The 17,739-nt window shown below is 73.3% G+C and carries 21 protein-coding genes; 14 read left to right on the forward strand and 7 right to left on the reverse strand.

What is annotated here, in order from left to right; all coding sequences use genetic code 11:
- Positions 1-94: 94 nt before the first annotated feature.
- From AOK22_RS32885 to AOK22_RS32900, 4 genes are all read left to right on the forward strand, one after another.
- Entirely contained in the window at positions 95-988 is an 894-nt protein-coding gene (locus AOK22_RS32885) for a PQQ-binding-like beta-propeller repeat protein (protein WP_244165204.1), read from the forward strand.
- Between the two features lie 118 nt (positions 989-1,106).
- Positions 1,107-2,705 carry an ABC-F family ATP-binding cassette domain-containing protein gene (locus tag AOK22_RS32890; protein ID WP_055702371.1) on the forward strand — a complete coding sequence of 533 codons (1,599 nt, stop codon included), beginning with the start codon at positions 1,107-1,109 and terminating at the stop codon, positions 2,703-2,705.
- Positions 2,706-3,101: 396 nt separating this feature from the next.
- Positions 3,102-3,323 carry a helix-turn-helix domain-containing protein gene (locus tag AOK22_RS32895; RefSeq protein WP_055550175.1) on the forward strand — a complete coding sequence of 74 codons (222 nt, stop codon included), beginning with the start codon at positions 3,102-3,104 and terminating at the stop codon, positions 3,321-3,323.
- Between the two features lie 135 nt (positions 3,324-3,458).
- Positions 3,459-4,262 (forward strand): enoyl-CoA hydratase/isomerase family protein, encoded by an 804-nt coding sequence (locus tag AOK22_RS32900; RefSeq protein WP_055702372.1) that lies wholly within the window; start codon positions 3,459-3,461, stop codon positions 4,260-4,262.
- A 10-nt stretch (positions 4,263-4,272) separates the two neighbouring features.
- Here AOK22_RS32900 and AOK22_RS32905 read toward each other — a convergent pair whose 3' ends face one another.
- On the reverse strand, positions 4,273-5,013 hold the full coding sequence (locus tag AOK22_RS32905; RefSeq protein WP_055702373.1) for a hypothetical protein: 741 nt from the start codon (positions 5,011-5,013) through the stop codon (positions 4,273-4,275).
- Between the two features lie 113 nt (positions 5,014-5,126).
- Between AOK22_RS32905 and AOK22_RS32910 the strand changes: the two genes are divergently transcribed.
- From AOK22_RS32910 to amaP, 5 genes are read left to right on the forward strand one after another with little or no spacing between them, the layout of a single operon-like run.
- A complete protein-coding gene (locus AOK22_RS32910) occupies positions 5,127-5,612 on the forward strand; it encodes an Asp23/Gls24 family envelope stress response protein (RefSeq protein ID WP_055702374.1) in 486 nt (161 codons plus the stop codon).
- A gap of 26 nt (positions 5,613-5,638) precedes the next feature.
- Positions 5,639-5,824 carry a hypothetical protein gene (locus AOK22_RS32915; RefSeq protein WP_055702375.1) on the forward strand — a complete coding sequence of 62 codons (186 nt, stop codon included), beginning with the start codon at positions 5,639-5,641 and terminating at the stop codon, positions 5,822-5,824.
- Between the two features lie 3 nt (positions 5,825-5,827).
- Positions 5,828-6,172 (forward strand): Asp23/Gls24 family envelope stress response protein, encoded by a 345-nt coding sequence (locus AOK22_RS32920; protein ID WP_055702376.1) that lies wholly within the window; start codon positions 5,828-5,830, stop codon positions 6,170-6,172.
- Positions 6,169-6,837 carry a DUF6286 domain-containing protein gene (locus AOK22_RS32925; protein WP_055702377.1) on the forward strand — a complete coding sequence of 223 codons (669 nt, stop codon included), beginning with the start codon at positions 6,169-6,171 and terminating at the stop codon, positions 6,835-6,837. Before AOK22_RS32920 ends, AOK22_RS32925 begins: the two co-directional genes overlap by 4 nt.
- A 5-nt stretch (positions 6,838-6,842) precedes the next feature.
- Entirely contained in the window at positions 6,843-7,421 is a 579-nt protein-coding gene (gene amaP / locus AOK22_RS32930) for an alkaline shock response membrane anchor protein AmaP (RefSeq protein WP_055702378.1), read from the forward strand.
- A gap of 27 nt (positions 7,422-7,448) precedes the next feature.
- Here amaP and AOK22_RS32935 read toward each other — a convergent pair whose 3' ends face one another.
- The 6 genes from AOK22_RS32935 to AOK22_RS32960 form a co-directional block, all read right to left on the reverse strand.
- A complete protein-coding gene (locus tag AOK22_RS32935) occupies positions 7,449-8,204 on the reverse strand; it encodes an SDR family oxidoreductase (protein ID WP_055702379.1) in 756 nt (251 codons plus the stop codon).
- Positions 8,205-8,209: 5 nt separating this feature from the next.
- Entirely contained in the window at positions 8,210-9,994 is a 1,785-nt protein-coding gene (locus AOK22_RS32940; protein WP_055702380.1) for a glycoside hydrolase family 15 protein, read from the reverse strand.
- Between the two features lie 64 nt (positions 9,995-10,058).
- Entirely contained in the window at positions 10,059-10,844 is a 786-nt protein-coding gene (locus AOK22_RS32945; RefSeq protein WP_055702381.1) for an SURF1 family cytochrome oxidase biogenesis protein, read from the reverse strand.
- Between the two features lie 58 nt (positions 10,845-10,902).
- Positions 10,903-11,136 (reverse strand): hypothetical protein, encoded by a 234-nt coding sequence (locus AOK22_RS32950; protein WP_055702389.1) that lies wholly within the window; start codon positions 11,134-11,136, stop codon positions 10,903-10,905.
- 63 nt (positions 11,137-11,199) lie between these two features.
- On the reverse strand, positions 11,200-12,210 hold the full coding sequence (locus AOK22_RS32955; protein ID WP_055702382.1) for a DEDDh family exonuclease: 1,011 nt from the start codon (positions 12,208-12,210) through the stop codon (positions 11,200-11,202).
- Between the two features lie 102 nt (positions 12,211-12,312).
- Positions 12,313-12,948, reverse strand: coding sequence for a TetR/AcrR family transcriptional regulator (locus AOK22_RS32960; protein ID WP_055702383.1), 636 nt, complete (start codon positions 12,946-12,948; stop codon positions 12,313-12,315).
- 83 nt (positions 12,949-13,031) lie between these two features.
- Here AOK22_RS32960 and AOK22_RS32965 point away from each other — a divergent pair, with 83 nt between their 5' ends.
- From AOK22_RS32965 to AOK22_RS32985, 5 genes are all read left to right on the forward strand, one after another.
- Positions 13,032-13,829 carry an acetoacetate decarboxylase family protein gene (locus AOK22_RS32965; RefSeq protein ID WP_055702384.1) on the forward strand — a complete coding sequence of 266 codons (798 nt, stop codon included), beginning with the start codon at positions 13,032-13,034 and terminating at the stop codon, positions 13,827-13,829.
- A gap of 1 nt (position 13,830) precedes the next feature.
- Positions 13,831-14,715, forward strand: coding sequence for an SDR family NAD(P)-dependent oxidoreductase (locus tag AOK22_RS32970; protein WP_055702385.1), 885 nt, complete (start codon positions 13,831-13,833; stop codon positions 14,713-14,715).
- A 32-nt stretch (positions 14,716-14,747) separates the two neighbouring features.
- Positions 14,748-16,046, forward strand: coding sequence for an amidohydrolase family protein (locus AOK22_RS32975; protein ID WP_055702386.1), 1,299 nt, complete (start codon positions 14,748-14,750; stop codon positions 16,044-16,046).
- A complete protein-coding gene (locus AOK22_RS32980) occupies positions 16,043-17,296 on the forward strand; it encodes an amidohydrolase family protein (protein WP_055702387.1) in 1,254 nt (417 codons plus the stop codon). The genes AOK22_RS32975 and AOK22_RS32980 overlap by 4 nt, the downstream gene beginning before the upstream one ends.
- A 24-nt stretch (positions 17,297-17,320) precedes the next feature.
- Positions 17,321-17,739 (forward strand): VIT1/CCC1 transporter family protein (locus AOK22_RS32985; protein WP_208606477.1); only part of this gene is annotated, 419 nt, incomplete at its 3' end.

Here is a 17,739-nt window from a genome sequence, read left to right on the forward strand (position 1 = left end):
CGCGCCGTGTCGCCCGGCGATGCGGCGGCCGCCCCGGCCCTCGCGGCTACGCTCTGCGCCTGATCCATGGGCAGTGGTACCGAAGGGGGGCGTCATGTCCACTCACCCGCTCCGGACGCCCACGCGCCCGCGCCCGCCGGCCGACCTGCCGCTTCCGGCGACCGGAAGCGGCAGCCCGGCCTCCGCGACCGGAACCGCCCACCCGCTTCCAGCGGCCGACCCGGCGCCCCGGACGACCGGCCTGCCGCACGGGACGACCACGGCCCCGGCCGTCCGCCGCGGCACCCGGATCGTGCTCCCCGTGGCCCTCGCCCTGCTCGCGGTCCCCCTCGTCACCGCCGCCCACCACGCGCGACCCGCCCCCTACGGAGACCACCTCACCGTCCACGCGCGCGTGGACGGTGAGAACGGCGCCGCGGACCCCGGGCTGCGCACGCGGGGCGCCGCCGTGGAGGCGTACGACACCAGGAGCGGCGCCCCGCGCTGGACGTACACGCGCGAGGGCCGCCGGCCCGCCACGGTCCTCGCCGCCCCGGGCCACGCCTTCGCGCTCTGGAGCGACGGCCTGGTCACCGACACCGCGCGCGCCGACGGCGGCTCCGTGCGCTGGCACCGGGCCGTCCCCGGCGGCGCCGACTGGCTGCGCACCCCGGCCGCGCGCGGCGGCGCCGGTGTCCTGCAGCCGCTCACCCCGGACGCCCGCATGCTGGCCGTCGTCACCCCGCACCGCATCGCCGCCTACCGCACCGCCGACGGCGACCTGCGCTGGGTGCTGCCCGCCCGCCCCGGCTGCGCCTTCGAGCCCGCGCGCTCGGTGCGCCGCGGCGACGCCCTCCTGATCGCCCAGCCGTGCGCGGGCCCGAACACCCCCTGGACCGCCCAGGTCGTGGCGGTGGACGACTACGGAAGAATCGTTCCCGGCCGCACTCCGCTGGGCAACGGCGACGGCGAGCGGCCCTTCCGCGGCGACAGTCGCCCGGAAAACTAGTTGCGGTGGCCCGTTAGACTGGCTGCCATGGCAGCTCCTCTCCTCAGTTGGACGGCATAGCCCCCGCTCCCGAGCACCCAGTCGTCCCTCGCCGTCCACTCTGCTTCTGGAGTAACCCGTGATCACCGCTTCCGGCATCGAGCTGCGCGCCGGCGCCCGCATCCTCATCGAGAACGCCACCTTCCGTATCGCGAAGGGCGACCGCATCGGCCTCGTCGGCCGCAATGGAGCGGGCAAGACCACCCTCACCAAGTGCCTCGCGGGTGAGGGCATCCCCGCAGGCGGCACGATCGCCCGCTCCGGAGAGGTGGGCTACCTCCCGCAGGACCCCCGCACCGGCGACCTCGACGTGCTCGCCCGCGACCGCATCCTCTCCGCGCGCGGCCTCGACGTCCTGATGCGCAAGATGCGGGAGAACGAACAGCGCATCGCGACCGGCACGGGCGCCACGCAGGCCAAGGCCCTGCGTCAGTACGAGCGCCAGGAGACGGAGTTCCTCACCAAGGGCGGGTACGCCGCCGAGGCCGAGGCCGCCACCATCGCCGCCGCGCTCAACCTGCCGGACCGCGTGCTCGGCCAGCCCCTGCACACGCTCTCCGGCGGTCAGCGCCGCCGCATCGAGCTGGCCCGCATCCTCTTCTCGGACGCGGACACGCTCCTGCTCGACGAGCCGACGAACCACCTCGACGCGGACTCGATCGTCTGGCTGCGCGACTACCTCAAGACGTACAGCGGCGGCTTCATCGTGATCTCCCACGATGTCGACCTGGTGGAGACGGTCGTCAACAAGGTCTTCTACCTGGACGCGAACCGCTCCCAGATCGACGTCTACAACATGGGCTGGAAGCTCTACCAGCAGCAGCGCGAGGCCGACGAGAAGCGCCGCAAGCGCGAGCGGCAGAACGCCGAGAAGAAGGCCGCCGCGCTGAACGCGCAGGCCGACAAGATGCGCGCCAAGGCCACCAAGACGGTCGCCGCGCAGAACATGGCCAAGCGCGCCGACAAGCTCCTCGCCGGCCTGGAGGAGGTGCGCCAGTCCGACAAGGTCGCCAAGCTGCGCTTCCCCGAGCCCTCGCCGTGCGGCAAGACGCCGCTCATGGCCGAGGGCCTGTCGAAGTCGTACGGATCCCTGGAGATCTTCACCGACGTCGACCTGGCCATCGACAAGGGCTCGCGCGTCGTCATCCTCGGTCTCAACGGCGCGGGCAAGACCACCCTGCTCCGCCTCCTCGGCGGCGCCGAGAAGCCCGACACCGGGCAGGTCATCGAGGGCCACGGCCTCAAGCTCGGCTACTACGCCCAGGAGCACGAGACCCTCGACCCGGAGCGCACGGTCCTGGAGAACATGCGCTCGGCCGCCCCCGACCTGGACCTGGTCGAGGTGCGCAAGACGCTCGGCTCGTTCCTCTTCTCCGGAGACGACGTCGACAAGCCGGCCGGCGTGCTCTCCGGCGGTGAGAAGACCCGGCTCGCGCTCGCGACCCTGGTCGTCTCCTCGGCCAACGTCCTGCTGCTCGACGAGCCCACCAACAACCTCGACCCGGCCAGCCGCGAGGAGATCCTCGGCGCGCTGCGCACCTACAAGGGCGCGGTCGTCCTCGTCACGCACGACGAGGGCGCGGTCGAGGCTCTCCAGCCGGAGCGGATCATCCTGCTGCCGGACGGTGTCGAGGACCTGTGGGGCCAGGACTACGCCGACCTCGTCGCGCTCGCCTGAGCCGCCGGGACCCGGTGCGGCGGCGCCCGCCGCACCGGCGCCGGGCGTCCACACCGCTTGATCGAACCATTGATCCACTGCGTATGGATCATTCGGCCGATCCGTGATCCCCCATCTGTGTGAGCTGTCCTCGTACCGAGGTGTGGCATACACGGATTTTGCCGGTGGACGGGCATGCGGCCCGCCCCTCCAGCCCGCACCGCGCTGACCTGGCGGTTCGTCCCGCAACCCGTTCGGCCGTACGGAATCCGACGTGCGGAATCGTTAATTCCGCTCGTGGTGGCCGCTCCAGGAGCGGCAAACCTCGTCGTACGGACCTTGCCGAATGGGTGGCCAGGAAGCCCAGGAGGGGTGATCATGAGAAGTCCAGAGCGCACTTCCCATGAGGAGGCACGGGTGGCCGAGACTCTGAAGAAGGGCAGCCGGGTTACCGGCGCCGCGCGCGACAAGCTCGCGGCAGACCTGAAGAAGAAGTACGACGGCGGTGCGAGCATCCGGGCGTTGGCCGAGGAGACCGGCCGTTCGTACGGCTTTGTGCACCGGATGCTCAGCGAGTCCGGCGTCACGCTGCGGGGACGCGGCGGGGCGACGCGTGGCAAGAAGGCCGCCGCCGGCTGACGGCAGGCGGCACGCTGTCCCATGGTCCGATGGTGACCACCCGGTCGGCCGGCTGTTCGGCCGGGTGGTTACTGTGCAGTCACTTACGGGCGCTTCCATGCGTCCGGTCCGACTGCATCCCATCGGAGGCACCCCATGGCTTCGTCCGACAGCGAGCTCGCACCGGTTCTCGACAAGGACGGCGTACGCCTCACCATCGACGAGGCCGTCGCCACGGTGACGCTGACCAATCCGGCCAAGCGCAACGCCCAATCTCCCGCGCTGTGGAGGGCGTTGAGCGAGGCAGGTCGGCTGCTGCCGGGCAGCGTCCGCGTCGTGGTGCTGCGCGGGGAGGGCAAGTCCTTCTCCGCGGGCCTGGACCGGCAGGCGTTCACGCCCGAGGGCTTCGACGGCGAGCCGTCGTTCCTCGACATGGCACGCGGCGAGGACTCCGTTCTCGACGCGACCATCGCCGAGTACCAAGAGGCGTTCACCTGGTGGCGGCGCAGCGACATCGTGTCCATCGCCGCCGTCCAGGGGCATGCCATCGGTGCGGGTTTCCAGCTCGCGCTCGCCTGCGATCTGCGGATCGCGGCGGACGACGTGCAGTTCGCCATGCGCGAGACCAGCCTGGGCCTGGTCCCCGACCTCACCGGCACGCATCCGCTCGTGGGGCTCGTCGGCTATGCCCGCGCCCTGGAGATCTGCGCGACCGGACGGTTCGTGCACGCGGACGAGGCCGAGCGCGTGGGCCTCGCCAACCTCGTCGTGCCCGCGGACCAGCTCGACGCGGCGGCCAAGGACCTCGCCGCCGCGCTCATCGCCGCGCCGCGCGACGCGGTCATCGAGACCAAGGCGCTGCTCCAGGGCGCCGCGGACCGTACGTACGAGGAGCAGCGCGTCGCCGAGCGCGCCGCCCAGGGCCGCCGGCTGCGCGACCTGGCGGGCCTCGGCGACTGACGCGCGCCCGTCAATCCTTCCCGGTCGGCTCCAGGCCCACCCCGGTGATCAGCACGGCCACCGAAGGGTGGTCCGCCAGGGCGGCACCGACCGCCGCACGGACCGCGAGCGCCACGTCCAGGGCGCGGTGCCCGCGGTCCGTCGCGAGCTCCACCCGCACATGGCGGCGCGGCAGCGTGTCCGCGGCCGGCTGCCGCTCGATGTGCACGGCCCGCCCGAGCGCCCCGGTCAGCCGGGCCACCCCCGGCACCGCCAGGGCGGCCCGCGCGGCGCGCGCTTCGTCGTCGTCACCCCCGGGCTGCTGGGCCGCCGCGGGCACCCGGCGCGCCTCGGGGAGGCCGTCCCCGCCGCCGTCGTCCCCGTCGAGCAGCCCCGTCACCCGCAGGTCCACCTCGTCGGCCGCCAGGCCGAGCCGCTCCGCCGCCCCGGTGAGCGCGCCGCGCAGCCGGTCCGCCGCCTCGGGCAGCGGTCCGGCCGTGGCGGCCGCGAACTCCGCGGTGATGCGCAGCGGTCCCGGCGGCAGCGCGCTCGGCGGTGCAGGCACCGCCGCGACCGACGCCTCCTCCGGATCGGCCAGGGCGACGCGCACCGCCCCCAGACGCACGCCCGCGACCGACTGGGCCGCCTGGCGCAACGCGCCGTCCACCGCCGATTCCGTCACCCAAATGCCGTCTCCCGTGCCGCCCAGGGGCAGCACGCGTCCCAGGCCGAGCTGTCGGCGCACCGCCCGGGTCCAACTCTCACCTGTCATGGGTCCAGACTGCCGCATCCCTGGCGCGTTGCCGCGCCATCGCACTTAGTGTGGGCAAAGGAGCAGATCCTCTCGAACGAGAAGATCCCCTGTCGAAAGGGACGGGACCGACGATGACCGACACCGAACAGCGGAAGACGTCTCGGACTCCGGAGAAGGAGTCCCCGGACGAGACCGCGGCGACGTCCACGACCAGGCGGGGCGGCGGTGACCCGGCGACCCGGGGCCGCACCACCATCGCGGACGGCGTCGTCGAGAAGATCGCCGGGCTCGCCGCGCGCGACGTGGCCGGCGTCCACGCGATGGGCGGCGGCCTCGCCCGGACCTTCGGAGCGGTGCGGGACCGGGTCCCCGGCGGTTCGAAGTCCGTGACGCGCGGCGTGAAGGCCGAGGTCGGCGAGGTGCAGACCGCGCTCGACCTGGAGATCGTCGTCGAGTACGGCGTGTCGATCGCGGATGTCGCGCACGACGTGCGGGAGAACGTGATCGCGGCCGTCGAGCGCATGACCGGGCTCGAGGTCGTCGAGGTCAACCTCGCCGTGAGCGACGTGAAACTGCCCGATGAGGACGACGACGAGCCGCAGGGACGCCTGCAGTAGCGGGACGCCTCACAAAGGAGCGCACGATGAGCATGGCCGTGATCGGCATGGTGGCCGGAATGGCACTGGGCTTCGCCGGATACTTCGGCGGATTCGGGGCGTTCCTGCTGGTGGCAGCCCTGGGCGCCATCGGCTTCGTGGCCGGCCGGTTCCTGGAGGGGGACCTCGAACCCGGCGACTTCTTCCGCGCCCGCGGCGACCGGCGGCGGTGAGCGGTGGCGGCACAGGTCGCGCCCGGTGAGCGCGGTGCGACCCGGATCGCCGACCGGGTCGTCGCCAAGATCGCCGCACGGGCGGCGCGCGAGGCCGTCGCGTCGGTGCCCGCCGACGGCGCAGCCCCGCACGCCACGGTGTCCGTGCGGCACGACACCGCCCGCGTCCGCATCAGCCTGGAGCTCGACTACCCCTGCGACATCGGCGGTCAGTGCGGTGCCGTGCGTCGCCATGTCGCCCAGCGGGTAAAGGCGTTGGCGGGAATGGATGTGCCCGAGGTGGCCGTCCAGGTGGAGCGGCTGCACTCGGCGCAGGTACGCGCCGCGGCACAGGGGAGGACACGGTGAGCGAACCCCAAGGGGGCGGCACCCAGCCGCTGCCGGTCATCGAGCAGGCGGAGAGCGAGTTCGGCCAGTCGGCGTCCGCGGCGGCCTACCAGCCGCTGCCCACCCTCTCGGAGAGCGACGAGAAGGCACCCCGCTTCTGGTCGCCCCGCCGGGTGCCCGCGGCCGTCCTCGCGCTGCTGCTCCTCGGCGGCGCGGGACTGCTCCTGTACGACGTCGTGGCCGTGCGCGCCGACCACCCCGCGATGTGGTGGCGGCGCGAACTGGCCCACCAGCTGGGTGAACGGCCCCTGGAGGACACCGCGGTGCTCGCCGGGGCCGCCGTCGCGGCGCTCGCCGGGGTGTGGCTCATCGTGCTCGCCGCGACCCCCGGGCTGCGCGCGCTCCTGCCGATGCGCCGCACCCACTCCGACGTACGCGCCGGGCTGCACCGGGGCGCCGCCGCCATGGTGCTGCGCGACCGGGCCATGGACGTGTCCGGCGTGCAGTCCGTGCGGGTGCGCATGACGCGCTCCAAGGTGGACGTGCGCGCCGTCTCGCACTTCCGTGAACTCGACGACGTACGCGGCGACCTGGACGCGACACTCGCCGACGGCATCCGTGACCTGGGCCTCGCACGGGCGCCCGGTCTCTCCGTGCATGTGGCCCGGCCCGGCCGGAAGGGGTGAGCGCGATGCTGAGCACCGTCAACCGTGTGGTCCTGGCCCTGGCCGGGCTCGTCCTGCTCGTCCTCGGCGGCTCCGTGCTCGCCGTCGGACTCGGGGCGGACCCGCCCTCGTGGTGGATCCACGACGGGCGCCGCGACGTGCTGGTCAGCGCGGCGGACCGGGCCCGCTGGCGCGGCGACGGATGGTTCTGGCCCACGGTCATCGCCGTCCTCGCGGTCCTCGTGCTGCTCGCGCTGTGGTGGCTCTCGGCCCAGCTGCGCAGACACCGCCTCGGCGAGGTCCTGGTGGAGACCGGCGACGGCGAGGGCGCGCTGCTGCGCGGCCGCGCCATGGAGAGCGTCCTGACCGGCGAGGCCGAGACCCTCGACGGCGTCGAGCGCGCCCAGGTCATGCTGACCGGACGGCGCAGCACGCCGCAGGCGCGCGTGGAGCTCGTGCTCGAACCCCACGCCACGCCGTCCGACGCGCTGCACCTGCTCTCCGCGCAGGCCCTCGCGCACGCCCGCGACTCGGCGGGCCTGGCGAGCCTGCCCGCCACGGTCCGGCTGCGCGGCGTCAAACACCGTGCCGAACGCGTGAGTTGAGCCCCGCGGGCCTTCGCGCGGGCGCCGTCAGAAGCCGGCGCGCGCCCCGCCGTCCACCGGCACCATGATGCCCGTGAGGTACGACGCCGCCGGCGAGAGCAGGAACGCGGCGGTGCGGCCGAACTCCTCGGGCGTGCCGTAGCGGCGCAGCGGGATGCCCGACTCGTTGGCGGCGCGGGTGGCCTCCGGGTCGGGGGAGAGGCCGTCCAGCTGGCGCATGCGGTCGGTGGCGATGCGGCCGGGGAGCACCCCGAGGACGCGGATGCCGCGCGGGCCCAGCTCGTCCGCGAGGGACTTGGCGAACCCGGCGAGCCCGGGGCGCAGGCCGTTCGAGATCGTCAGGCCCGCGATCGGCTCGTACACCGAACCGGAGAGCACGAAGGCGATGACGCCGCCCTCGCCGAGCTCGGCGGCCGCGCCGCGGGCGAGCCGCACGGCGCCGAGGAAGACCGACTCGAAGGCCGCCTGCCACTGCTCGTCGGTGTTGTCCGCGACGAAGCCCGGCGCGGGTCCGCCGACGCTCACCAGGACGCCGTCGAAGCCGCCGAAGTGCTCGCGCGCCGCGGCGACCAGCCGCTCGGCGGCGGCCGGGTCGGCGTTGTCGGCGGCGACGCCCACCGCGTTCGGGCCCAGTTCGGCGGCGGCCTCCGCGGCGGTCTTCTCGTCGCGGCCGGTGAGGACGACCTTCGCGCCGTCGGCGACCAGCTCACGCGCGGTGGCGTTGCCGAGGCCGCGGGTGGCGCCGGTGACTACGTAGACACGGTCTTTCAGTCCAAGATCCATGGCTCCTATCCTCCCGCGTCCCCGCCGAAGAGCGCGAGGGCGGTACTCACCAGTCCGATATGGCTGAATGCCTGCGGAAAGTTCCCCAGCTGCCGGCCGGCCACGGGGTCGTACTCCTCCGCGAGCAGCCCCACGTCGTTGCGGAGTGCGAGCAGCCGCTCGAACAGCTCGCGCGCCTCCTTCGTGCGCCCCGCCAGGTGCAGGGCGTCCGCCAGCCAGAACGAGCAGACGACGAAGGCGCCCTCCCCGCCGGGCAGCCCGTCGTCGGCCGCCTCCTCCGTGCTGTAGCGGCGCAGCAGGCCGTCGTGGCCCAGTTCGGCGCGGACCGCCTCGATCGTGCCGATGACGCGCGGGTCGTCCGGCGGCAGGAAGCCGAGGCGCGGGATGAGCAGCAGCGACGCGTCCAGTCCGGCGGAGCCGTAGGACTGCGTGAAGGTGTTGCGCTCCGCGTCGTAGCCGCGCTCGCACACCTCGCGGTGGACCTCGTCGCGCAGCTTGCGCCAGCGGTCGGCGTCGCCGCGCAGCCGCGGGTCCGCCTCCAGGGAACGCACCGTGCGGTCCGCGGCGACCCAGACCATGACCTTCGAGTACACGAAGTGGCGGCGCGGGCCCCGCACCTCCCACAGGCCCTGGTCCGGCTCCCGCCACTTCTCGCGCAGGAACTCCAGCAGGCACAGCTGGAGGTTCCAGCCGTGCGGGCGGGTCGCCAGGCCCGAACGGTGCGCCAGGGCGAGGGAGTCGACGACCTCGCCGTACACGTCGAGCTGGAGCTGTTTCTCGGCCGCGTTGCCGATGCGGACCGGGGCCGAGTCCGCGTGGCCGGACAGCCAGGGCAGCTCGTGCTCGGGAAGGCGCCGCTCCCCGGAGAGGCCGTACACGATCTGCAGGTCGGCCGGGTCGCCCGCGACCGCGCGCAGCAGCCAGTCCCGCCAGGCCTGCGCCTCCTCCAGATAGCCGGCCGTGATCAGCGCCCGCAGGGTGAGGGTGGCGTCGCGCAGCCAGCAGTAGCGGTAGTCCCAGTTGCGTACGCCGCCGATCTCCTCCGGCAGGGAGGTGGTGGGGGCGGCCACGATGCCGCCGGTGGGTGCGTAGGTCAGGGCCTTGAGGGTGATGAGGGAGCGGACGACGGCGTCGCGGTGCGTGCCGTCGTAGTGGCAGCGGGCCACCCAGGCGCGCCAGTCCTCCAGGCTGGCGCGCAGCGCTTCGTGGGGGTCGACGAGGGGCGGGCGCGGCTCGTGCGAGGGATGCCAGGTGAGGACGAACGCGACCTTCTCGCCCTCCTTGACGGTGAACTCGGAGTGGGTGGCGAAGGCGTGGCCCCAGGTGCGCACGGACGGCTCGCTGCGCAGCCACACGGAGTCGGGGCCCGCGACCGCGACGCGGTGGCCGTCCTCGTTGCGCACCCACGGCACGACCGAGCCGTAGTCGAAGCGGATCCGGAGCGTGCCGCGGACGGTGACGGAGCCCTTGAGGCCCTCGACGACGCGGACGACGTCGGGGGCGTGGTCGCGCTGCGGCATGAAGTCGGTGACGCGGACGGAGCCGTCCTCGGTGTCCCACTCGGTGTCCAGGACGAGGGAGTCGGCGCGGTAGGCACGGCGGGTGCAGGGGCCCGCGCCCTTGGGGGCGATGCGCCAGTGGCCGTTCTCCTCGTCGCCGAGCAGCGCGGCGAAGCAGGCGGCGGAGTCGAACCGGGGCAGACAGAGCCAGTCCATGGAGCCGTGCCTGTCGACCAGGGCGGCGGTCTGGTGGTCGCCGATGAGGGCGTGATCTTCGATGGGGTGGGGCACGGTGGACGGCTTCCCGGCGAGGGCCCGTGTCAATCGGCCCGGCAGTGACGGGTGGGACCGCGCCTCAGACCGCCACGGGCTCCGACTCCTTGGCGGCGGCCTCCTCGGCCGCGCGGTCGCGGACCTCCCTGCGGACCAGGACGACCCAGCCGATGGGGACGCCCGCGGCGAACAGCCACCACTGGACCGCGTACGCCATGTGCGCGCCGATGCCGCTGTGGTCGGGCTCGCCGATCAGCTGGGGCGAGCCGTCGCGCGCCTCGGGCGACGTCAGCTCGATGTAGCCGCCGAGGACCTGCTTGCCGAGGGCGTCGGCCTGCTGGCCGCTGCTGATCAGCATGATCTGACGGTCCGGCAGACCGCGGACGTCCTTGATGCCGCTGGCCGCGGACGTCTCGTCGGCCATCAGGCGGCCGGTGACGGTGATCTCGCCCTTCGCGGGTGCGGGGATCTTCGGGAAGGCCGTCTGCGGGCCGTCGGCGGGGATCCAGCCGCGGTTGACGAGCAGGACCTTGCCGTCGTCCAGGACGAAGGGGGTCAGGACGTGGAAGCCGACCTCGTCGTCGGAGTTGGTGCGGCGCCGCACGACGACCTCGTGCGTCGGGTCGTACGTCCCCTTGGCGCTCACCCGGCGGTAGAGATCCTTGTCGGGCACCTCGTGGCCGGGCGAGGTGAGCTTCTCGGCCGGGACCGGGGCGGCGGCCAGCGCGTCGGAGATCCGCTGGTTCTGCGCGACGCGGTGCTCGTGGCGGTGCAGCTGCCAGAAACCCAGCTCGACCATCACGGGGATGAGCACGAGGCCGATGAGGGTGAGGATCACCCACTGCCGAGTCAACAGGAAGCGGTACACCCCACGACCGTACAACCAGGGCCGTGGGGCGTTTGAGGGTGGGGTCGGGGTGAGCCGGTCAGACCTTGTCGACGATGCCCACCCGACCCTCCGCCCGTGAACAGTGGGCGCCGCAGTACCAGTGGCCCTCCACCTCGACGCCCTGCCCGATGATGCGGCACCGGCAGTGCTCGCAGATCGGCGCCATGCGGTGGATGGCGCAGGAGAAGCAGTCGAAGACGTGCACCGCGCCCTGCGCGTGCACCTCGAAGGACATGCCGTAGTCGTTTCCGCAGACCTCGCAACGTGCCATGCGCCACAGGGTGGGCGCCACGGCGGTGCGGTGCGAGCGGGCGGCGGGCGAGTCGTGCGGCAATCACCCGTCTGACGGCGGGGTCTCCCCGGCGGGTGCCACGTCCTGCAACAGCTGGCCGAAGGCCGCCTCGTCGATGACCGGGGTGCCGAACGACCGCGCCTTCGTCGTCTTGGAGGTGCCCGAGTCCGGGTCGTTGGTGACGAGGAGGCTGGTGAGGCGGGACACACTCGTCGCGATGTGCAGCCCGGCGTCGATGGCGCGGTCCTCCAGGAGCTCGCGCTCCACGGAGGTGTCCCCGGAGAACGCCACCCGCATGCCCTGCTTGAGCGGTTTGCCCGCTTCGTAGCGCCCCGGGTTCGGATACGGGCACGCCGGGCGCTTGCGCGAGGGGCGCCAACTGCCGGGCCGGTACGAGGACGCCGGCGACGGGCCCGTCGGCTGGCGGACGATGCGTGGCGCGCCGTCGGTCCACTCGGTGAGGGGGCGGCACTCCAGCAGCGGCAGGCGGACGTTGCCGCCGGCCGCCGCGTGCAGGCTGGGGCGGAACGCCTCGGCGAGCACGCGCGCGTCGTCCAGGGCGTTGTGCGCGTGGCGCTGCTCGACGCCGAAGTGCGCGGCCAGGGACTCCAGCTTGTGGTTGGGCAGCGGAAGGGCGAGCTCCTTGGAGAGCGCGATGGTGCACAGGCGCTGGCGCACGGGCGCGGTGCGCTCCGCGCGTGCGTACTCCCTCGCGATCATCGACCAGTCGAAGACGGCGTTGTGCGCGACGAGGACGCGGCCGTCGAGGCGGCTGGAGAACTCCTCGGCGACGTCCTTGAAGAGCGGCGCGTCCGCGAGCATGTCGCTGGTGAGGCCGTGGATCCAGACCGGGCCGGGATCGCGCTGGGGGTTGACCAGCGTGTACCAGTGGTCCTCGATCTCGCCCCGGGCGTCCACGCGGTAGACGGCGGCCGACACTATGCGGTCGTCGCGGGCCAGGCCGGTGGTCTCCACGTCGACGACCGCGTACCCCGTTGGGTACGCGGCCGGCCAGGGGGCTGCGGACGCTGCGGTCGTGCGGTCTTCGAGCATGGTCCATGAGGATACGGGCCGCCACCGACAGTCAGCGCCCCCGGGCCGCGCCGACGGCCGGTTCCCGCGCCGCGCGGCGTCGTCCGCCCGGTCCACGGCGCGTCAGTTCCCGGATCGCAGCAGCCCCCTCACCAGCGCCCCGACGGAGTGGGCGAACAGGGCCTCCGGGTCGTGGGGCCCGGCCAGCGCGCGGGCGAGCGCCGGGTCCTCCTCCGCGGTCTCCGCCGTCCACAGCTCCTCCTCGTCCGGGTGCTGCGCGGGCGCGCGCTCGCGGTAGCGCTCGACCAGGACGTGGCCGACGACGTGGGCCTGGACGGCCCGCACGGCCTCGGCCGCGCGGGCGCCGCGCAGCCCGGCCGCGTGCACCTCGTGGACCAGGGTGCGCTGCGCGGGCAGGAACATCCGCTCGGTCAGGCCGCGTTCGTGGACCATCGCGATGAGGTGCGGGTGGTCGCGCAGCCGGCGGCGCAGGGCGCGGGCCACGGAGACGACGCGCCGCTCGGGTGTGGCGCCGGTGGCGCGGATCTCGCCGAGGTCGTCGAGGGTGCGCTCGACCAGGGCGTCCAGAAGGGACTCGCGGTTGCCGACGTGCCAGTAGATCGAGGTGACGGCGGTGCCGAGCTCCGCGGCGAGGCCCCGCATCGTCAGGGCCTGCGGACCGTGCCGCTTGACGAGGTTCGCGGCGGTGTCGAGGACCTGTTCCCGGTCCAGATGCGTGCGCGTCTCTTTACCCTTCACGACTGCTGTTGTAACTGTGTTACAGAACCCCCCGCAAGTCCCGGTCGCGGAAACGAGTCCGCGCTGACGAAGGGTGGTACGACATGGCACGCGTACGTTACGGGGCCCGCACCGAGGCGGAGATCGCCGCCTCGCGCACCGCGAGCGCCAAGCTCCCCGACATCTGGTCCACGGGCGTCGTGGCCGTCTGGGAGACCGATCCGGACGCGGTCGCGGCGGTCCTGCCGCCGCCGCTGAAGCCGACCGAGCGGCCCCTGGTGCGGGCGAACATCAGCAAGGTGGACCTGCCCGGCTATCCGCTGGGGGCCGGCTCGGTGTCCGTCGCCGCCGAGCACGGGGGAGTGGCGGGCTGGTATCCGCTGGTGATGCCGATGACCCATGAGCGGGCACTGATCGGCGGGCGCGAGGTCTTCGGGGAGCCCAAGAAGCTCGGCGAGGTCGAGGTCGAGCGCGACGGCCTGGTCGTGCGGGCCTCGCTCGCCCGGCACGGCATCGCGTTCGTGGAGGTGCGCGGCGCGGTCAGCGGGACGCTGCCGCTGCCCGAGCCCACGCAGAAGACCGACTTCTACTTCAAGTTCCTGCCCGCGGTGGACGGTTCGGGCTTCGACGGGGACCCGGTGCTCGTGCACTGCGTACGCAACGAGAAGCTGCGCAAGCTGGAGGCCGTCACCGGCGACGTCGTGCTGCGCGAGTCGATGTACGACCCGGTGGCCGACCTCCCGGTGCGCGCCCTCGTCGAGATCACCATCGGCGAGAAGACCACCGACCAGCAGGGCCGCGTCGTCGAGCGCGTCAGCGCGCAGGCGCTGCTGCCCTACGTCCACCAGCGCTACGACGACCCCGCGCAGATCCTCGACGGGCCGCCCGAGGGGAGCGTCTGAGATGGAGCTGAGCCGAGGACGGGTCGCCGTCGTCACGGGCGCGGCGAGCGGCATCGGGCTCGCCATGGCGCGGCGCTTCGCGGCGGGCGGCCTGAAGGTGGTCCTCGCCGACGTGGAGGAGGGCGCCCTGGAGAAGGCGGCCGCCTCGCTGCGCGAGGACGGGGCGACGGTGCACGCGCGCGTGGTCGACGTCGGCTCGCGCGAGCAGGTCTTCGCCCTCGCCGACGACGCGTACGAGAAGTTCGGCGCCGTCCACGTGCTGTGCAACAACGCGGGCGTCGGCTCGGGCGCCGAGGGCCGCATGTGGGAGCACGAGCCGAACGACTGGAAGTGGGCCTTCGAGGTCAACGTCTGGGGCGTCTTCCACGGCATCCAGGCCTTCGTGCCCCGGATGATCGCGGGCGGCGAGCCGGGCCACGTCGTCAACACCTCCTCCTCGGACGGCGGCATCGCGCCGCTGCCGACCGCCTCCGTGTACGCGGTCACCAAGGCGGCCGTGGTGACGATGACCGAGTCCCTGTACGCCCATCTGAAGGCCGAGCACGCGCGCGTGGGCGCCTCCGTGCTCTTCCCCGGACCCCACATGCTGCGCACCGGACTGTGGGAGTCGCACCGCAACCGCCCCGACCGCTACGCCAAGACCCGCCCCCGCAGGACCCCTTACCGCAGCCTCGACCAGTGGGAGGCCGCGATGCGGGAGTCGGGCCAGGAGGTGGAGTTCACGCCGGTCGAGCAGGTCGCGGACTTCGTGGCCGAGGGCATCGCGGCCGGCCGGTTCTGGCTGCTGCCCGCGAGCGAGCACAGCGACCGGCAGATCGAGGCGAGGTCGCGGTCGATGCTCGACCGCGCCGACCCCGCGTACTTGGAACGCTTCATCCTGGACTGACGGCTCGTCCGGGACCGACTGAGGGACGTGTGATGACGGCTCAGCAGAACGACCCGTACCTGATCATCTCCTCCGACTGCCACGCCGGACTCCCCACCGAGGAGTACCGGCCCTATCTCGACAGCCGCTTCCACCGGGACTTCGACCAGTTCCTCGGCGAGCGCGACGCCCGCCGGGAGGAGGCGACGCGGCTCGGCATCCGCAACGACGCGTTCGCCGCCAAGTGGTTCCAGGACAACGAGGAGGGCCTGCGCGGCGGCTGGGACACCGCGCAGCGCCTCAAGGAACTGGACGGCGACGGGGTGGCCGCCGAGGTCGTCTTCCCCGACGCGGACGCCGTGGACAGCCGGACGGCGGCGCCGTTCGGGGTGGGCCTCGGCCTCTCCGGCGACCAGGACCCCGGCCTCGGCATGGCGGGCGCGCAGGCGCACAACCGCTGGCTCGCCGAGTTCGTGTCCGAGCACCCCGAACGGCACTGCGGCGTCGCGCTGCTGCCCGTCACCGGCGAGGTGGACCGCGTCGTCGCCGAGGTGCACCGCGCCAAGGAGTCGGGGCTCGGCGCGCTGATGATCCCGTCCATGTGGGTCGACAAGGCGCCCTACCACGACCGGCGTTACGACCCCGTGTGGGCCGCGGCGGCCGAGTGCGCGATGCCGCTGGTCACGCACTCCGGGGCGGCGCCCCGCCACGAGTACGGCGACCACCTCGGGATCTACGTCTCCGAAGTGACCTGGTGGCCCGCGCGGCCGCTGTGGTTCCTGCTCTGGTCCGGGGTCTTCGAGCGCCACCCCGGCCTCAGGTTCGGTGTCGCGGAGTCCGGTTGCTGGTGGCTGCCGAACCTCCTGTGGTTCATGGACCGCCTCTACCTGGGCGCGCACGGCGGCAAGAAGCTCTCCCCGTTCGCGGAGCTGAAGCGCGCCCCGCACGAGTACCTCGACCGGCAGGTCTTCGTCTGCGCCACCAACACCAAGCGCCGCGAGCTCGCCCAGCGCTACGAGATCGGCGTCGACAACATCCTGTGGGGCAGCGACTTCCCGCACCCCGAGGGCACCTGGCCCGACACGCGCGCGTGGCTGCGGAAGACCTTCCACGACATCCCGGTGACGGAGACCCGGCGCATGCTGGGCCTGGCCGCCGCCGAGGTGTTCGGCTTCGACACCGACAAGCTGGCGCCGCTGGCGCGCCGCATCGGTCCCACCCCCGCCGACCTCGGCCAGGACGCGAGCGACACCGGCCAGGCGGCGGTCGAGGCGTCCTGGGCGCGCTCGCGCGAGGTGGGCCGCCACTGGCTGACCGACCACGACTTCCCGGTACTGGGGGCGGACGCATGAGCGCGCAGGACACCACCGAGGACCGCTACACCGTCATCTCGGCCGACTGCCACGCGGGGGCCGACCTCCTGGACTACCGGGACTACCTGGAGTCCCGCCACCACGACGCGTTCGACGCGTGGGCGGCCACGTACGTCAATCCGTACGAGGACCTGCTCGCGGACACCGCCGACCGCAACTGGAACTCCGACCGCCGCATCGCCGAGCTCGAAGAGGACGGCATCGTCGCCGAGGTCGTCTTCCCGAACACCATCCCGCCGTTCTTCCCCTCGGCCTCCCTGATGGCACCGGCCCCCACCCGCGAGGAGTTCGAGCAGCGCTGGGCCGGGCTGCGCGCCCACAACCGCTGGCTCGCGGACTTCTGCGCGGCGGCCCCGGGGCGCAGGGCGGGCGTCTTCCAGATCCTCCTGAACGACGTCGAGCAGGCCGTCCAGGAGATCCGCTGGGCGGCGAAGGCAGGCCTGACCGGCGGCCTCATGCTGCCCGGCACCCCGCCGGGCTCGGGCCTGCCGGAGCTCTACTCGGCGGCGTACGACCCGATCTGGTCGGCCTGCGCCGAGCTGGGCGTGCCGGTCAACCACCACGCGGGCTCGGCCTCGCCGCCGCTGGGCGAGGAGCCGGCCGCGCGCGCGGTGTTCATGGTCGAGACGACGTGGTTCTCGCACCGGGCGCTGTGGCACCTCGTCTTCGGCGGGGCCTTCCGCCGCCACCCGGAGCTGAAGCTGGTCCTCACCGAGCAGGGCTCGGGGTGGATCCCCGGGGTGCTCGGCATGCTGGACTACTACCACGGGCGGCTGGTCGCGGCGGCGTCGAAGAAGGACGCGGCGGGAACGGCCGAGTCGAAGTTCGGCGCCGGGCTCGCCGAGTCGATGGGCAAGGGCCCCTCCGAGGTGTGGCGGGACAACTGCTTCGTGGGCGCGAGCTTCATGCGCCCCCACGAGGCGGCCCTGCGCGACCGCATCGGCCTCGACAAGATCATGTGGGGCAGCGACTACCCGCACGACGAGGGCACCCACCCCTTCTCGCGCGAGGGCCTGCGCATCGCCTACGCCGGGCTGCCCAGGGACGAGATCGCGGCGATGGTCGGCGGCAACGCGGCCCGCGTCTACGGCTTCGACCTGGAGCGGCTCGGGCGGATCGCCGCGCGCGTGGGACCCACGGTCCAGGAACTGGACGAACCCCTCGAGGAGACGCCCGCCGGCGCGACCAGCCCGGTGTTCGCCCCGGGAGGGTCGGTCCGGGTCTGGTGAGCCCCGTGGTGCGATGCTCCCTGGATGACGGAAGCAACGCACGACGAAGCGCACGGCGGTGCCCTCGGCACCCGGCTCAACTGGCTGCGGGCCGCCGTGCTGGGGGCGAACGACGGCATCGTGTCCACCGCGGGACTCGTCGTCGGCGTCGCGGGCGCCACCGGCGACCGCAGCACTCTGCTGACGGCGGGTCTCGCGGGGCTCCTCGCCGGGTCCATGTCCATGGCCGCGGGCGAATACGTCTCCGTGTCCACGCAGCGCGACTCGGAGAAGGCCGCCCTGGCCGTGGAGAAGCGCGAGCTGCGCGAGCAGCCCGAGGCGGAACTGGCCGAGCTGACCGACCTCCTCGAAGAGCGCGGGCTCAGCCGCGAGGTGGCCCGCGAGGCCGCCGAGCAGCTCACCGAGCGGGACGCGCTGCGCGCCCACGCGCGCGTGGAGCTCGG

The organism is Streptomyces silaceus, assembly GCF_001419745.1.
Taxonomy (GTDB): domain Bacteria; phylum Actinomycetota; class Actinomycetes; order Streptomycetales; family Streptomycetaceae; genus Streptomyces; species Streptomyces silaceus.

What these genes read in the sequence shown, in the direction of transcription:
- AOK22_RS32965 (WP_055702384.1), top strand. Translation starts at nt 13,032, where the DNA reads ATGGCACGCGTACGTTACGGGGCCCGCACCGAGGCGGAGATCGCCGCC.
- AOK22_RS32935 (WP_055702379.1), bottom strand. Translation starts at nt 8,204, where the DNA reads ATGGATCTTGGACTGAAAGACCGTGTCTACGTAGTCACCGGCGCCACC.
- AOK22_RS32915 (WP_055702375.1), top strand. Translation starts at nt 5,639, where the DNA reads ATGAGCATGGCCGTGATCGGCATGGTGGCCGGAATGGCACTGGGCTTC.
- AOK22_RS32980 (WP_055702387.1), top strand. Translation starts at nt 16,043, where the DNA reads ATGAGCGCGCAGGACACCACCGAGGACCGCTACACCGTCATCTCGGCC.
- AOK22_RS32910 (WP_055702374.1), top strand. Translation starts at nt 5,127, where the DNA reads ATGACCGACACCGAACAGCGGAAGACGTCTCGGACTCCGGAGAAGGAG.
- AOK22_RS32950 (WP_055702389.1), bottom strand. Translation starts at nt 11,136, where the DNA reads ATGGCACGTTGCGAGGTCTGCGGAAACGACTACGGCATGTCCTTCGAG.
- amaP (WP_055702378.1), top strand. Translation starts at nt 6,843, where the DNA reads ATGCTGAGCACCGTCAACCGTGTGGTCCTGGCCCTGGCCGGGCTCGTC.
- AOK22_RS32970 (WP_055702385.1), top strand. Translation starts at nt 13,831, where the DNA reads ATGGAGCTGAGCCGAGGACGGGTCGCCGTCGTCACGGGCGCGGCGAGC.
- AOK22_RS32955 (WP_055702382.1), bottom strand. Translation starts at nt 12,210, where the DNA reads ATGCTCGAAGACCGCACGACCGCAGCGTCCGCAGCCCCCTGGCCGGCC.
- AOK22_RS32885 (WP_244165204.1), top strand. Translation starts at nt 95, where the DNA reads ATGTCCACTCACCCGCTCCGGACGCCCACGCGCCCGCGCCCGCCGGCC.
- AOK22_RS32975 (WP_055702386.1), top strand. Translation starts at nt 14,748, where the DNA reads ATGACGGCTCAGCAGAACGACCCGTACCTGATCATCTCCTCCGACTGC.
- AOK22_RS32905 (WP_055702373.1), bottom strand. Translation starts at nt 5,013, where the DNA reads ATGACAGGTGAGAGTTGGACCCGGGCGGTGCGCCGACAGCTCGGCCTG.
- AOK22_RS32900 (WP_055702372.1), top strand. Translation starts at nt 3,459, where the DNA reads ATGGCTTCGTCCGACAGCGAGCTCGCACCGGTTCTCGACAAGGACGGC.